Source organism: Candidatus Accumulibacter aalborgensis, from assembly GCF_900089955.1.
GTDB classification, from domain to species: Bacteria; Pseudomonadota; Gammaproteobacteria; order Burkholderiales; family Rhodocyclaceae; genus Accumulibacter; species Accumulibacter aalborgensis.
The window spans coordinates 1-14,471 of sequence record NZ_FLQX01000107.1 but is presented as its reverse complement, the minus strand read 5'-3'; the positions used below and the strand labels follow the sequence as shown (position 1 = coordinate 14,471).

11 protein-coding genes are annotated in these 14,471 nt (G+C 62.6%); 6 read left to right on the top strand and 5 right to left on the bottom strand.

All coding sequences use genetic code 11. The features are described 5' to 3' along the window. Positions 1–45: 45 nt before the first annotated feature. The 3 genes from ACCAA_RS09685 (at position 46) to pnp (ending at position 4,771) form a co-directional block, all read left to right on the top strand. Complete coding sequence (locus tag ACCAA_RS09685; protein WP_186407045.1) at positions 46–1,959, top strand: 2Fe-2S iron-sulfur cluster-binding protein; 1,914 nt, start codon at positions 46–48, stop codon at positions 1,957–1,959. Between the two features lie 239 nt (positions 1,960–2,198). Then, a complete protein-coding gene (gene rpsO / locus ACCAA_RS09680) occupies positions 2,199–2,468 on the top strand; it encodes a 30S ribosomal protein S15 (RefSeq protein ID WP_186407044.1) in 270 nt (89 codons plus the stop codon). A gap of 185 nt (positions 2,469–2,653) precedes the next feature. Then, entirely contained in the window at positions 2,654–4,771 is a 2,118-nt protein-coding gene (gene pnp, locus ACCAA_RS09675) for a polyribonucleotide nucleotidyltransferase (protein ID WP_186407043.1), read from the top strand. 93 nt (positions 4,772–4,864) lie between these two features. Here pnp and dksA read toward each other — a convergent pair whose 3' ends face one another. Together dksA and ACCAA_RS09665 are read right to left on the bottom strand one after the other, a co-directional pair. After that, positions 4,865–5,290, bottom strand: coding sequence for an RNA polymerase-binding protein DksA (dksA, locus tag ACCAA_RS09670; RefSeq protein WP_186407042.1), 426 nt, complete (start codon positions 5,288–5,290; stop codon positions 4,865–4,867). A gap of 115 nt (positions 5,291–5,405) precedes the next feature. Then, positions 5,406–6,158: a helix-turn-helix domain-containing protein gene (locus ACCAA_RS09665; protein ID WP_186407041.1), complete on the bottom strand. Its 753-nt coding sequence runs from the start codon at positions 6,156–6,158 to the stop codon at positions 5,406–5,408. 267 nt (positions 6,159–6,425) lie between these two features. Between ACCAA_RS09665 and ACCAA_RS09660 the strand changes: the two genes are divergently transcribed. The 3 genes from ACCAA_RS09660 to ACCAA_RS09650 all read left to right on the top strand — a co-directional run bounded on the left by ACCAA_RS09660 (position 6,426) and on the right by ACCAA_RS09650 (position 9,096). Then, the gene (locus tag ACCAA_RS09660; RefSeq protein ID WP_186407040.1) at positions 6,426–7,541 is read left to right on the top strand and encodes a phosphoserine transaminase; all 1,116 of its coding nucleotides are present in this window, start codon (positions 6,426–6,428) and stop codon (positions 7,539–7,541) included. 69 nt (positions 7,542–7,610) lie between these two features. Further along, positions 7,611–8,783 carry a phosphoglycerate dehydrogenase gene (locus ACCAA_RS09655; RefSeq protein ID WP_186407039.1) on the top strand — a complete coding sequence of 391 codons (1,173 nt, stop codon included), beginning with the start codon at positions 7,611–7,613 and terminating at the stop codon, positions 8,781–8,783. A 148-nt stretch (positions 8,784–8,931) separates the two neighbouring features. Then, a complete protein-coding gene (locus tag ACCAA_RS09650) occupies positions 8,932–9,096 on the top strand; it encodes a hypothetical protein (RefSeq protein WP_186407038.1) in 165 nt (54 codons plus the stop codon). Between the two features lie 144 nt (positions 9,097–9,240). Here ACCAA_RS09650 and ACCAA_RS09645 read toward each other — a convergent pair whose 3' ends face one another. The 3 genes from ACCAA_RS09645 to ACCAA_RS09635 all read right to left on the bottom strand — a co-directional run bounded on the left by ACCAA_RS09645 (position 9,241) and on the right by ACCAA_RS09635 (position 14,320). Further along, positions 9,241–10,275: a histidine phosphatase family protein gene (locus ACCAA_RS09645; protein ID WP_186407037.1), complete on the bottom strand. Its 1,035-nt coding sequence runs from the start codon at positions 10,273–10,275 to the stop codon at positions 9,241–9,243. Between the two features lie 211 nt (positions 10,276–10,486). Continuing rightward, on the bottom strand, positions 10,487–13,036 hold the full coding sequence (locus tag ACCAA_RS09640; protein ID WP_186407036.1) for an ABC transporter permease: 2,550 nt from the start codon (positions 13,034–13,036) through the stop codon (positions 10,487–10,489). 237 nt (positions 13,037–13,273) lie between these two features. Next, on the bottom strand, positions 13,274–14,320 hold the full coding sequence (locus ACCAA_RS09635; RefSeq protein ID WP_186407035.1) for a TIR domain-containing protein: 1,047 nt from the start codon (positions 14,318–14,320) through the stop codon (positions 13,274–13,276). Positions 14,321–14,471: the final 151 nt, after the last annotated feature.

Below are 14,471 nucleotides of genomic sequence, written 5' to 3'. Positions count from 1 at the left end.
CATCAAGCACTGACGCCTCACCCATTTCCTGAGCTGACATCGACCATGGTCAAACTCCTGCAACAAATCCTGCGCTGGCTCTTCATGCGCGTCGAGAACGTTTTCAACGTCGCCTTCGGCGACAAGCTGAACCCCTTCTACCACCTGGGGACGATCAGTTTCTGGCAGTTCTGGTTGCTGGTCGGCTCGGGCCTCTACCTCTACATCTTCGCCGACACCGGAGTCCATGACGCCTTCAGCTCGGTCGAACGGATCACCCACAACCAGTGGTGGGCCGGCGGCATCCTGCGCAGCGTCCACCGTTACGCAACCGATGGCATGATCCTGACCATGCTCCTGCACATGGTTCGGCACTTTGCCTACGATCGTTACCGCGGTTTTCGCGCTTTCTCGTGGCTGACCGGCGTCGCTCTGCTGTGGCTGGTCTACGTCGCCGGCGTCAATGGCTTCATGCTCGTCTGGGACAAGCTGGCGCAATTCGTCGTCATCGCCACCGCCGAGTGGTTCGACATCCTGCCCATGTTCAACGGCACGCTGATCCGCAACTTCCTGACTCTCGAAGCGGTCAATAGCCGTCTCTTCACGCTGCTGGCGTTCATCCACATCGGCGTCCCGCTGATCGTGGTGATCATCATGTGGGTGCACGTGCAGCGCGTGCCGCGCGCGCACATCAACCCGCCGCGCCCGATCGCCATCATGGTTTCGCTGATGTTTCTGGTGCTGGCGCTGGTCAAGCCGATTTTCAGCCAGGGCGGTGAAGCCGACATGTCGGTCGTGCCGACCAACATTGCGTTCGACTGGTTCGAGTTGCCAGTCCTGGCGCTGGTCTATGTGCTCAACCCGATGCATGTCTGGTACTGGGTCATCGGTCTCACCGCACTGCTCTTCCTGTTACCCTGGCTGCCGCCAAAAAGACGCGGTTCAGCGAGTGCGCTGACCTCGATCACCTTCCACCCTGATCATCGTTCGGTCAGCGCCAGGTTTGACGAAACGCTGCTCGACGCCGGCCTGCGGCAGGAGATCAACCTGCCCTACGAGTGCCGTAACGGCGGCTGTGGCGTCTGCAAGTGCACGGTCCTGCAGGGCAAGGTCGATCCCGGTCTGTATCAGCCCAATGCGCTGTCGGCCGAAGAACTAGCCCAGGGCAAGGTGCTGATGTGCTGCGCCACGGCTCTTGAAGACGCCGTCGTCGAGTATGAAGCAAGCGCGCTGGCCAGGGTTTTCCAGGAGTACACGGCCCGCGTCGTGAGCATGGAGAAACTGAGCTACGACGTCATGCGCGTCCTGCTCAAGCTGCCGCCAGGGAAGCAGATAAGCTTCAAGGCCGGGCAGTACATCAACATCATCCTCGACGATGGACAGCGTCGCGCCTTCTCGTTCGCCAATCCGCCGCACGAAGCCGAGTTCGTCGAACTGCAGATCCGTCTGATGCCCAGTGGCCGGTTCACGACGCACGTTTTCGAGCAAATGAAGGAAGGCGACGAAATCCACTTCGAGGGCCCGATCGGCGACTTCTCGCTGCGCGAGTCGGAGCGACCGATCGTTTTCGTCGCCGGCGCGACCGGCTTCGCGCCGGTCAAGAGCATGGTCGAGGATGCCTTCAAGCGCGGGCTGAAGCGCGAGATCCATCTCTACTGGGGAGTAAAGGCGCTCAAGGACCTCTACCTGCCCGACTTGCCGGTACGCTGGGCGAGCGAGCACGAAAACTTCCACTTCATCCCCGTCCTCTCCGAGCCCTCGCCCGAAGACCAGTGGAGCGGACGCACCGGCCTGGTCCATGAGGCGATCATCGAGGACTTTCCCGAACTGAAGCAGCACGAGATCTACGCCTGCGGATCGGTACGCATGGTCGAGGCGATCTTCCCCTTCCTCAAGCAGCACGGTGCTGAGGACGGCGCCTGCTTCTCGGATGCCTTCACCGTCTCGGCGCGCTCGATGGCCTTTCAGCCGCGGCAATAGCTTGGCGTGACGCAGGAACCCCAACGTGTGGCGTTGGGGAAGCTGTTGGGCGGGCTGTTGGGGTTCGTTCCTCACCCCAACGGACTTCTGGCTGAAAAAGGCACAGCGCTTCTTGCCGTCAGGCCCGGCACACGTTAGAATCGCCGGCTCGCTTCGCCAAGCGAATTACAACATTCATCAATCTGGCGTGGGCTCTATCAAACCGGGGCTGCGCCGTTCTTCAGGAAAGAGAGTTTGACATGGCGATCAATGTTGCGCAAAAAGCGCAAATCATGACCGACTACCAGCGTGCTGCTGGTGATACCGGTTCTTCGGAAGTGCAGGTAGCTCTGCTCACTGCACGCATCAATGACCTGACCGGGCATTTCAAGGAACACAAGAAGGACAACCACTCGCGTCGCGGATTGTTGCGTATGGTCAGTCGCCGCCGCAAATTGCTCGACTATCTGAAGAGCACCGATGTCGATTCGTATCGTTCCCTGATTCAGCGTCTCGGCCTGCGCAAATAAGCCTGCCCGCCGATCCGCTCAGCGGTCGGAAGTGCAGGCTACTCGAAAAGCCGTCAGCGGCCAGCCCTTCGCGGGCTGCGCCGCCGTTTTTGTTATGGCGGCTTTTTTGAACCAATGGGCGCGTCGCTTGAATTGCCTGCCGGAGTCGTGGGCAGGCACGCGCCAGACTATTGAGAAAGGCAACAATGTTTAATATCGTCAAGAAAAGCTTCGCCTACGGCGCCCACCAGGTGACCCTCGAAACCGGGGAAATCGCACGCCAGGCCGGCGGAGCGGTCATCGTCTCGATCGACGACACGGTCGTTCTGGTCTCCGTGGTCGGCAACAAGATGGCCAAGCCCGGTCAGGACTTTTTCCCGCTGACCGTTGATTACATAGAAAAAACGTATGCCGCAGGGAGAATTCCGGGCGGCTTCTTCAAGCGTGAAGGTCGCCCCTCGGAGAAGGAGACGCTGACCTCCCGCCTGATCGACCGCCCCCTCCGCCCGCTGTTCCCGGAAGGCTTCTACCACGAAGTTCAGGTCGTGGCCATGGTGATGTCGCTCAATCCGGAAATCGATCCCGACATCCCGGCGATGATCGGCGCCTCGGCGGCGATGGCGATCTCCGGTATTCCCTTCGACGGACCGATCGGCGGCGCCCGCGTCGGCTATATCGATGGTCAATACGTCGTCAACCCGACGGCGACGCAACTCAAGTCCAGCCAGCTCGATCTGGTCGTTGCCGGGACGCAGGCAGCCGTCCTGATGGTTGAGTCGGAAGCCAGGGAACTGTCCGAGGAAATCATGCTCGGCGCGGTGGTCTACGGACACCAGCAGCTCCAGGTGGTGATCAACGCAATCAATGAACTGGCCGACGAGGCCGGCAAACCCGAATGGGACTGGACACCCGCAGCCAGAAACGAAGCCGTGCATGGCAAACTCAATCAGCTCGTCGAGGCTGAACTGCAAGAAGCCTACCGGATTACCAGCAAACAGTTGCGTACCCAGCGGATCAAGGAGATCACCGCCTACGCGGTGGAAGCGATGACCGCGACCGACGACGCCCCGGACGCGAGCGCCGTGCGCAACATGGTCTCGGACGTCGAAGCCCGTATTGTCCGCGGCCGCATCCTCGCCGGCGAACCGCGCATCGACGGCCGCGATACCCGTACCGTGCGACCGATCGTCATCCGCTCGGGAGTACTGCCGCGCGCGCATGGTTCGTCGCTGTTCACGCGTGGCGAGACGCAGGCCATCGTCGTGGCCACCCTGGGTACTGGTCGCGACGAGCAGATCATCGATGCGCTTTCCGGTGAGTACCGCGAGCGCTTCATGTTGCACTACAACTTCCCGCCCTACGCGACCGGCGAATGTGGACGCGTCGGCACGCCAAAGCGGCGGGAGATCGGTCACGGCCGTCTGGCCAAGCGGGCACTGCTCGCCGTCCTGCCGGCGCCGGAAGACTTCTCATACACCATTCGCGTCGTCTCCGAAATCACCGAGTCGAACGGATCGAGCTCGATGGCCAGCGTCTGCGGTGCATCGCTGGCGCTGATGGATGCCGGTGTGCCGCTCAAGGCGCACGTCGCGGGAATCGCCATGGGCCTGATCAAGGATGGCAACCGCTTTGCGGTGCTGACCGATATTCTGGGCGACGAGGATCATCTCGGCGATATGGACTTCAAGGTCGCGGGCACCGAATCAGGGGTCACCGCTCTGCAGATGGACATCAAGATCCAGGGAATCACCAAGGAAATCATGCAGGTCGCGCTGGCTCAGGCCGGCGAAGCCCGCCTGCACATTCTTCAGCAGATGCAGGGATCGATGTCCGGGCACCGCGACGAGGTATCGACGTACGCGCCGCGCCTGTACACCATGAAGATCAATCCCGAGAAGATCCGCGACGTGATCGGCAAGGGCGGTGCCGTCATCCGCGCCATCACCGAGGAGACCGGCACAACGATCGATATCAAGGACGACGGCACGATCACCATCGCTTCGGTCAGCGGCGAAGCGGCCGACGCCGCCCGGGCGCGCATCGAGTCGATTACTGCCGATGTCGAAGTCGGCAAGGTCTATGACGGCACGGTGCTCAAGCTGCTCGATTTCGGCGCCATCGTCAGCATTCTGCCCGGCCGTGACGGTCTGCTGCACATTTCGCAGATTGCCAACGAGCGCGTCAATGCCGTAGCCGACTACCTCAAGGATGGCCAGAAAGTGCGCGTCAAGGTCCTGGAAGCCGACGAGAAGGGTCGCGTGCGCCTGTCGATGAAGGCACTGACCGTCGAAGAGGGTGGGACGGCAGCCGCACCGGCGTCCTGACCAGAGCAACGCATCGACTGTGACAGCCGCAAAAAAAGGACGCTCAGGCGTCCTTTTTTTTCCTGCCGGCCGTCGATCGGAGCGGCTGCTTGCCTACTTGGCGATCTGCTTCTCGCGTACTTCTTCCAGTGTCTTGCAGTCGATGCACAGCGTTGCCGTCGGGCGCGCTTCCAGTCGCTTGATGCCGATCTCGACACCGCAGGCGGCGCAAAAACCGTAGTCGCCGCTATCGATACGGCTGATGGTCTCCTCGATCTTTTTGACCAGCTTGCGCTCGCGATCGCGGTTACGCAACTCGATCGCGATATCGGTTTCCTGACTCGCGCGGTCATTGGGATCAGCGAAGACGGTCGCCTCATCCTTCATCGTATTCACCGTACGCTCGATGTCCTCCATCAACTGCTGCTTGAGCGCCTCGAGGATGCCGCGAAAATGATCCAACTGATCGTTGTTCATGAATTCCTCGCCGGCTTTCAGTACGTAGGGAGTGAAATGCTTGTAGAGCAAGTCTTGAGCCATGTTTGAAGACCCTGTTTTTCTGTTTGCAAAAAAACGATTAAATACCAGAAATGACGCCGCCTTGCAAGCCGCTGGCCGTTATCGCCACCGGCGCTGGATCAGCGACTCGCCTTTGTCACTCCTCGCTGGCACTTGAAACCTGGTCGTCTGCGGCCGCGTAACGCGTGCGCAAGGCCATGGCCATCTCGAAGGCCGCTTGCGTGAAGCTCAGAATCTCGACGAATTCCTCGTCGTTGAGGCCACGCGCATCGTCGTTGCTGCGATAGACATTGACGAACTGGTGCTCGCGTACCGACTGAAGCACCAGCTTGCCGACACCGAGTGCTTCAAGGCTCTTCCACAGATCGGGATTCGAACTGCGAGTAAAGGTCATGATAAAACCGATCGGATCACTGCGACCGAAGACCGCCGCCAGACGCAGGATCAGTTCGAACGACAGCGCGATGCGACCGTTTTCCAGGGCCTCGATCAACGACGGGTCCTTGAGGTCGATCGCGGCGCCGACTTCAGCGATCGTCAGCCCCGCCGCCTCGCGCATCGCACGGATCGCCGCGCCGGTCTTGCCCCAGGCAGCGGGCTCGGCCATGCTCGGCAATACGGCCCGCACGACTTCGCTCGCCGCAGCCAGCGCTTGCCCATCGCGCAGCGCCCTAGATACCTTGCCGGCGGTCTCCAGCGCTCGCCCGGCGACACCGGTCGCCGCACTGATGTCCAGCAACCTGCCCGCCATGGCGCGTACCTGATCGACCAGACCTGGTTCGGCTGGTGCAGCCGTTGCGGCCTTCTTCGTGGCTGGAGATGGTTTTCTGGCTGATCGCTTGGCCGCTGGGGCCTTGCGCTTTACCGACGGCGGGGGCGGACTGGTCATGACAACTCCTTGCCAAAAAAGGACACCGTCACTATACATCGGCCAGCGACGCCTGCAGCACTACCGACATCCTCAGCGCCAACTGGCGGTGCAATGCGCTGCGCTTATTGCACCCTACGTCTCTGGTCTGTCTCAGGCCTTTCGTGACCGTCTAGTGAGCCGCCCAAAAACGCACTCTGGTACAATCACGCGTTTGTTCGATGCGGGCGACCGGACCTTCGGGAAGGCGGTGCCCGCTCGTTTCTTCTTCCCCAGACAGAGGCAATCATGCAACCCACCGCAAAACCCAAGAATCCCAACTTCTCGTCGGGTCCCTGCAGCAAGCGCCCCGGCTATGACGTCGACGCCCTGCAACTCGACACCCTGGGGCGCTCGCATCGCTCCGCGCTCGGCAAAAAAACGCTCGGGCTGGTGTGTTCGGAGACGGCTCGTATCCTCGGCCTGCCCGAAGGCTACCGGGTCGGGGTGGTGCCGGGATCGGATACCGGGGCGGTGGAAATGGCGCTTTGGTCGCTGCTCGGCCAGCGCGGCGTCGATGTTCTGGCCTGGGAGTCTTTTGGCTCGGGCTGGGTCACCGACGTGGTCAAGCAACTGAAGCTCGCCAACGCCAACGTGCTGAAAGCCGACTACGGCGACATCGTCGACTTGGCGTCAGTGAACTTCAATAACGACGTCGTCTTCACCTGGAACGGGACGACCTCCGGCGTCAAGGTGCCCAACGGTGACTGGATCCCCGATGATCGCGCCGGACTGACCATCTGCGACGCCACTTCGGCCGTTTTCGCCATGGATTTGCCCTGGGACAAGCTCGACGTGGTGACTTTCTCCTGGCAGAAGGTACTCGGTGGTGAAGGAGCGCACGGGATGCTGATCCTGGGTCCGCGCGCCGTGGCGCGCCTGGAGAGCTACAACCCACCCTGGCCGATGCCGAAGGTTTTCCGACTGACTGCGGGCGGCAAGCTCAGCGAAGGCATCTTCCGTGGCGAAACGATCAACACTCCTTCGATGCTCTGCGTGGCCGACTATCTCGACGCTCTGCAGTGGATCGAGGCAATTGGCGGCGTCAAGGCGGCCATCGCGCGCAGCGAAGCCAATCTGGCCGTGATCGCAGATTTTGTCGCCGCCAACGACTGGATTTCGTTCCTCGCCAAGGATGCGGCGACGCGCTCGAACACGAGCGTCTGCCTGAGCGTGCAACTCGACGCGGAACGCGTCAAGAAACTCGTCAAGCTGCTCGACAGCGAGGAGGTCGCCTTCGACATCGGCTCGTACAAGGACGCCCCGGCGGGTATCCGCATCTGGTGCGGAGCCACCGTCGAGGCCTCCGACCTGCAGGCGCTGATGCCCTGGCTGGCCTGGGGCTACGCGCAGGTCGCCGCCTGATCGGACTGATTGCGCCTGCTTTCGCCTCAGGGCGTCCTCTTCACAACTCTCACTTAGAGCGACATTCTCATGTACAAGGTCAGAACCTACAACAAGATCTCGGTCAAGGGCCTCGATCGGTTTCCCCGTCAGACGTATGAAGTGGGCAGCGATATCGCCCACCCCGACGCTTTTCTCCTGCGCAGTCAGAAGCTCCAGGGCGTTGACGTGCCGGCTTCGCTGCTGGCCGTCGCGCGCGCCGGTGCCGGCGTCAACAACGTCCCGGTAGCCGAATACGGCAAGCAGGGAATCGTCGTCTTCAATACTCCCGGCGCGAATGCCAACGCGGTCAAGGAACTGGTCATGGCCGGCATGCTGCTGAGCGCGCGGGGCATTGTCGATAGCATGAATTTTGTGCAGACGCTCGGCGACCTCACCGATCCGGCAGAGATGTCGCCACGGCTGGAAAAGGAGAAATCCCGCTTTGCCGGCAACGAGATCAGCGGCAAGACGCTCGGCATCGTCGGCCTGGGAGCGATCGGCTCACTGGTCGCCGACATGGCGCTGGCGATGGGCATGAAGGTGGTCGGTTTTGATCCGGTGTTGTCAATCGATGCCGCCTGGCGACTGTCGAACGAAGTCAGCCGCATGGAGAACCTGCCATCGCTGCTCGCCCGCTCGGACTACGTGTCGCTGCATGTGCCGGCGGTCGACGCGACGCGCCACATGATCAACGACGATACGCTGGCGGCGATCAGGGAAGGGGCCGTGTTGCTCAACTTCGCGCGAGACGCGATCGTCGACTCGGCCGCTGTGCTGCGCAGTCTGGGCACCGGCAGACTCGGCAAGTACGTTTGCGATTTTCCGGAACCGGCGCTGATCGGCCACCCGAAAATCATCGCCATGCCGCACATCGGTGCGAGCACCGAAGAGTCGGAGGAAAACTGTGCCGTGATGGCGGCCAACCAACTGGTCGATTACCTCGAAAACGGCCACATCGTCAATTCGGTCAACTTCCCGAAAATCAGCATGGAGCGCAGCCCAGGCACTTCGCGGATCACCTTCTCCAACCAGAACGTGTCCGGAGTCCTCGGCCATGTCCTCTCGGTTCTGGCCAATAACCAGGTCAACGTCGTCGACATGATGAACAAGAGCCGCGGCGAGCTGGCGTTCAACATCGTCGACGTCGAGACCGCGCCAGGCGACGCGGTGATCGATGCCATCAAGGCGGTTGCCGACGTGATCCGGGTGCGGGTAATCTAGCCGGCTGCCCCTCCCGGTGTGGTCGGGAGGGGCAGCCGTGAGTGGCTCCGCGGATTGGAGCGATGGAACCAAGTCACCGGGGAACGGGTCCCACGACCTTGCGCCAGGTCAAGGCCTGACGCTTGACCAAGCCATCGACGGGAAAGCCATGAACCTTCAACTTCTTGCAAGTCTGGGCTGGCATGAGTTGCCGATCCTGATCATCGCCGCACTGCTGGGACTCGTGTTCTTCCTGGTCATCCGCCAGAACCGGAAGGACTACCTGGATCTGGTCGGCATTCTGGCAAGTGAGAAGACAGAGTTCCCGTCGTAGGTTGGGTTAGCCCGCAGGGCGTAACCCAACAGCCCTGGCCGCGAACATGTCGGATGAGCCCTGTCTTGAGCAACGCCGAAATCCCGCGCTGCCCCGACCTGCGCTGCTGGCCTGTGTTCTGCCTGTCCGGCTTGCCCGGCCCGCTCAGCGTGCGACCAGCCGCTTGGCCAGCTTCCCGACGAGTTTTTGCAATGCCGGCTCGTCGAGCAGGCGCCTGGCTTCCTTCGCCTTGACCCAGCGCCGTTCGCGGTGGTTTTCTTCCCACTGGTCTTCGGGAACGCATTCGGTCACCGCCATCGGGAAGACCACGACATTGCAGACGCCACCCCACTTCTCGTAATCGTAATCGCCGATCGGCTCCTCGTCGAGTTGGCCGCGCACTCCCGCCTCCTCGAAGGCCTCCTTGCTGGCTGAGTCACGCAGCGAGAGTTCGGGCTCCTTGACCCCTTTTGGAATGACCCAGCGCGTCCCCTTGCGCGAGGCAATGATCATGATTTCCGGCTTGCCGCCGGCCAAGCGATAGGGAATTACGGCCGACTGCGTGAAGAAGTAGTCCGGGACAGGGCCTCGTTCCTCGTCGGCATCTGCATCGGCCGCATCGGCCGCATCGGCGGCACTCGTCACCTTCGCCACCTTCGCCACCTTCGCCGGCTTGGCCCCCACAGCGTCCGGCACTTCGCCGGGTCGGGTCAGCGAAATCAGGCTGGCGCAGCCACGCCCGAGTTTCTGCCAGTCCTCGAGCATGGTCAGTTGGGCCAGCGCCGACGTTGGCAGGACCTTGCCGTCGGCAGGAATCTCGAGTTGGCCTGCGGCCAGATATTCGACCAGTTCTTCCAGCCCCGGATTATGCCCGACGAGCATCACCCGACGCGCGCTCTTCGGGCACTCGGCCAGCGCTGCGAGCAGGTCTTCGACCGGCGCCCCATAGATCCGCTCATCCCAGCGCACCTTGTCCAACCGTATGCCCATCGCTTCGCAGGCGGCCACGGTGGTGGCGCGTGCGCGCTCGGCGGGGGAACTGAGCACGGCGTCGGGAAGCAGTTTCCGCGCCTTTATCCACGCCCCCATCTTCTGGCTACCCAGATGGCCCCGACTGACCAGTGGGCGGTGAAAGTCCTCGTGACCGGTCGTCCAGTCCGACTTCCCGTGTCGCAATACCAGCAATGTGTTGCCCTTCATGTCGAAACTCCTTTTTGCTATGAAAGTCGCGCGAGCGACTCACGAATCTCCCCTCTCCCGCGCACGCGGGAGAGGGGTCGGGGGTGAGGGGAAACGGTCATGACCGTTTGGTCAAGAATGGCCACGGGGACGGCATCGGACCAGCGGTCGACGATCGCTCCTGGCGCGAACGCTATGATAACGGATACGGCGCCCTCAGCGGCAGGGCTGGCTAGGCGCTGCCCCCACGCAGCGCTTCGATGGGTGCTGCGTGCAGCAAGCGGGCGGCGGCGAACCATCCCGCGCCGGTGACCAGCACGGCGCCAGAGAAGACGGCGAGCGGCGGCAGCCACGGATTGATCGCCACGTCGAAGTGGAAAACCTGGCGCGCCAGAAACTGGCCGACGCCGATAGCCCCCAGCGCGGCAATCAGCCCCGAAAGGCCACCGATCGCCGCAAATTCGGCCAGCAAGGCGCGCCGCAACTGCTCCTGGCGAGCGCCCAGGGCGCGCATCACCGCCAGTTCGTAGCGGCGCTCGTCGGCCGCAGAAGCCAATGCCGCATAGAGAACGATGACGCCGGCGACCAGCGTGAAGAGAAAGATGAACTGCACGGCCTGCGCCACCTGATCGATGATCGACTGCAACTGCCGCAGGATGGCGGCGACGTCGATGACCGTCAGGTTGGGAAACTCGCCGATCAGGCGATTGACGAAATCCGCCTTCTCCGGGGCTAGGTAGAAGCTCGTGATCCAGCTTGCCGGGTAGCCCTCGAGCACCCGCGGCGGCGTCAGGACAAAGAAATTCGCCCGCATGGTATCCCAGTTGACCTTGCGTAGCCCCACCACGCGCATCCTGATCGACTCGCCGGCGACGACGAACTCGATGCGGTCACCGACAGCCAGACCCAGCGTCTTGGCCAGACCGTCCTCGACCGAAGCCGCCGCTTCATCGCCACTCCCTGCCAGATCGGTGGCCGAGAACCAGCGTCCGGCGCTCAGCCGGTTACCCTCCGGCAGGTCAGCGCGCATCGACAGGTTGAACTCGCGGTCGATCAGCCGCTGTGCCCGGTCATCGGTGTAGCTCGCGGCGCTGACGGCAAGGTCGTTGATTCGCGTCAGGCGGCCACGGACCATCGGAGCGAGGTCGGGAGACAATCCCTCAGCGATCATCCGGGCACGAACCGGCGCCACCTGTTCCGGCTGAATGTTGATCACGAAGCGGTTGGGTGCCTCGACGGGAACGGCACCTCGCCAGGCGTCGAGCAGATCGCCCCGGATCGCGGTCAACAGCAGCAAGGCCATGAAGCCAAGCGACAGCGCAACGATCTGGACGACGCTGGCGCTCGCTCGCCGTTCGAGGCTGGCCAGACCATAGCGCCAGCCGATGCCGGCCTGCCCGCCCCGCCCACCCCATTCACCTCTTCCACCGCCGCGTGCGGCTGCGGCCAGCCTGACCGCCAGGCGGGCGATGAGGGCAAACGCGATCAGGGCGATGGTGAAACCGGCGACCACCCAGGCGCCCAGTTCGACCTCACCGGCCACCCAGAACATCAGGCCGGCCAGCGCCAGGAAGCCAACCAGATAAGCGCCGAGCAAACCGCTCTGCGGACTGCCGAGTTCGCGGCGCAGGACGCGCAGCGTCGATACCTTCCTGAGCTGCAACAGAGGCGGCACGGCAAAGCCGAAGAGGAGCACCATACCGACCACCACGCCCTGCACTGCCGGCAGCGGACCGGGCGGCGGCAGCGGTGTCGCCAGCAACTGGGCGAGCCAGGCGTACAAGGCGAAGTGCGCCAGGTAACCGAGGACACAGCCCAGCGCCGAGGCGAGCAGACCGAGGACGGCGAACTGGCCGAGAAAGAGGCGCAGGAGCAAGGCTTGCGTCGCCCCGAGACAACGCATCACGGCACAGGGATCGAGATGGCGTGCGACATAGCGCCGCGCCGCGAGCGCCACCGCCACCGCCGCCAGAACGACGGTCAGCAGCGCCGAAAGGCCGAGGAATTTCTGCGCCCGCTCGAGTGCGCTGCGGATCTCCGGGCGGCCGTTCTGCGCGTCTTCGATCCGTTCGCCACGCGCCAGTCGTGGCTCGATCTCGCGCTGAAAGCGTTGTACGAGCGACGGTTCACCGGCGACCAGCAGTCGATAGCCGACGCGGCTGCCAACCTGCAGTAAAGCCGTTGCCGGCAAGTCGTCGAGGTTCATCAACAGGCGTGGCGCGACGCTGAAGAAATTGATTCCGCGATCGGGCTCCAGCGTCAGCAGCGCATCGACGACGAGCGAAATCTGCCCGACGACGACGCGGTCGCCGACGCGCGCCGCCAGCGCCGAGGCCAGGCGTTCGTCGATCCAGATTGTCCCGGCGGCCGGAACGCCGCGTGCCGGCGCGTCGGCGACGTTCAGCGCCGGGGCGATACGCAACGAACCGCGCAGCGGATAACCGGCAGCGACGGCCTTGATCTCGGCCAGTTGCGCGCGCAGTTCGTTGCCGGCACCATGGGTCACCATGCTCGGAAAGGTTTTCGTCTCGACCACCTGCAGGCCACGCGCACGCGCGGCAATGGCCAGTTCGGCCGGCCACGGATGGTCCGCGGTCAGCAACAAGTCGGCGCCGAGCAGTTGGTGCGACTCGCGGTCCAGTGCCTGGCGGACGCGATCGGCAAAAAAACCGACCGCCGTCAGCGCCGCCACCGCCACGGCCAGCGCCGCGGCCAGCAAGCGCAATTCACCGCCCCGAGCATCGCGGCGCAGCATCCGCCACGCGAAAGAAAGGAGTTGCATGGCGTCTTTGAAATCCCTTATTCCAGGCTAGTCAGGGTCTTGCGAAGCGGCCGTTCAATGTGAAAGCGCAGGCGACGGGCGCGGCTCTATCCGGCCGGTCGCCTGCAGCGCAGGGTCAGGCCTGGATGGAGACTGCAAGACCTGGCGCCGTGTGTGTGACGATAGGCGTACAAGTGGATAGCCTGCTCGTACATGTCGAGCTTCGGCGCAAGGTGATCATGGGAGGCGATGATAGATTCAGCTGCGTCCATGATTCTTCTTGTGCAAGCTAACGTTGGAGTTCAGCCGCCGCCGAGGCGGTCGGCTGGAACGACGGGTTCCAGTCGGTAGCGCGCGGGTAACCATTTCGACGAGTTCGTCAGCGATATTGGTTGTCCCTTGAGCGCCGCGGAGCGCTGCCTCACGTTGGTGCTGCGCGGCACGCGAACCTGCGTAGATGAAGAAGGGCGTAGCTTGGTCAACTGCGCGAACCGCTTCCAGTAGTGCGTAGCCCTCCCGTGGTCCTTCCTTTCGCCCCATGTCCGAGATGATGGCGGCGAACTTCCGTGTGGCAAGAACATGCAGCGCCTCGTGAGTGGACAGGGCAAGAGTGAACTCTAGCCCCATGGCCTCGAACGCCTGACGTTCGAACGCATTGTTCTCAGGTCGATCATCGACCCACAGTATTTTGTTGTGCCACAAGTCGACCAACTCGCGCGACGCAGCCTCCGAAGCCTGGAAGCCCGCTAAGACCTTTCGCGCCGCCCCTCGGACAGCAGTTCCCACCTCGTCGAAGTTCGACGGCGCCGCTTTGTCTTTAGAAGTTGCCGCAGCCAGCGATACGGCGCCAACGATCATCTTTTCCAACTGCTCCACGGTCAATTGTGCAACGGAGGAGTTCCTGTTCCTGTCTATCGAGGCGCCGACAGTGCTACCTTGGGCAATGATCTCCTTAGCGCGATCTGCAATCTTGGCAATTCGGCGTTCCCACACATCGCCCTGAACAATCTGGGGTAATTCCCCGTCGGAAAGGGAAGGTTCAGCCACGTAAACGACGATTGGTTTGCCCGCACCCCAAAACGCCCCGAGTTCGGCGCCACACCAACTGGAGTCGATCGACTTGCGAGTCGCAATAAATATGCACAAGTCGCACCGCTCAACTGCAGCCCGAAGTTGTTCGCGGAGCGATCCTCCTGGCCGAATCGCAGCGGGGTTCCAATACGGCACGGCCCGTAGATCGAGCGCATCTGTGACGTTCTCGAACTCAGGCTTGTTTTCAAACGAGTGGCTGATGAAAGCGGTCATCGTGGCTTCCAATATTCGTGTGCACGTTCTGGAACCTAACGTTTGAGCTAAGCGGCAGGCGCCGGCTTGCCGGTGCCTGTTGAGCGAAGGGTTGGACGAAGCCGCTACGCGGAGGAAACGGCGGCGCTGTCGTGGTGTTGAAGTCAAGATG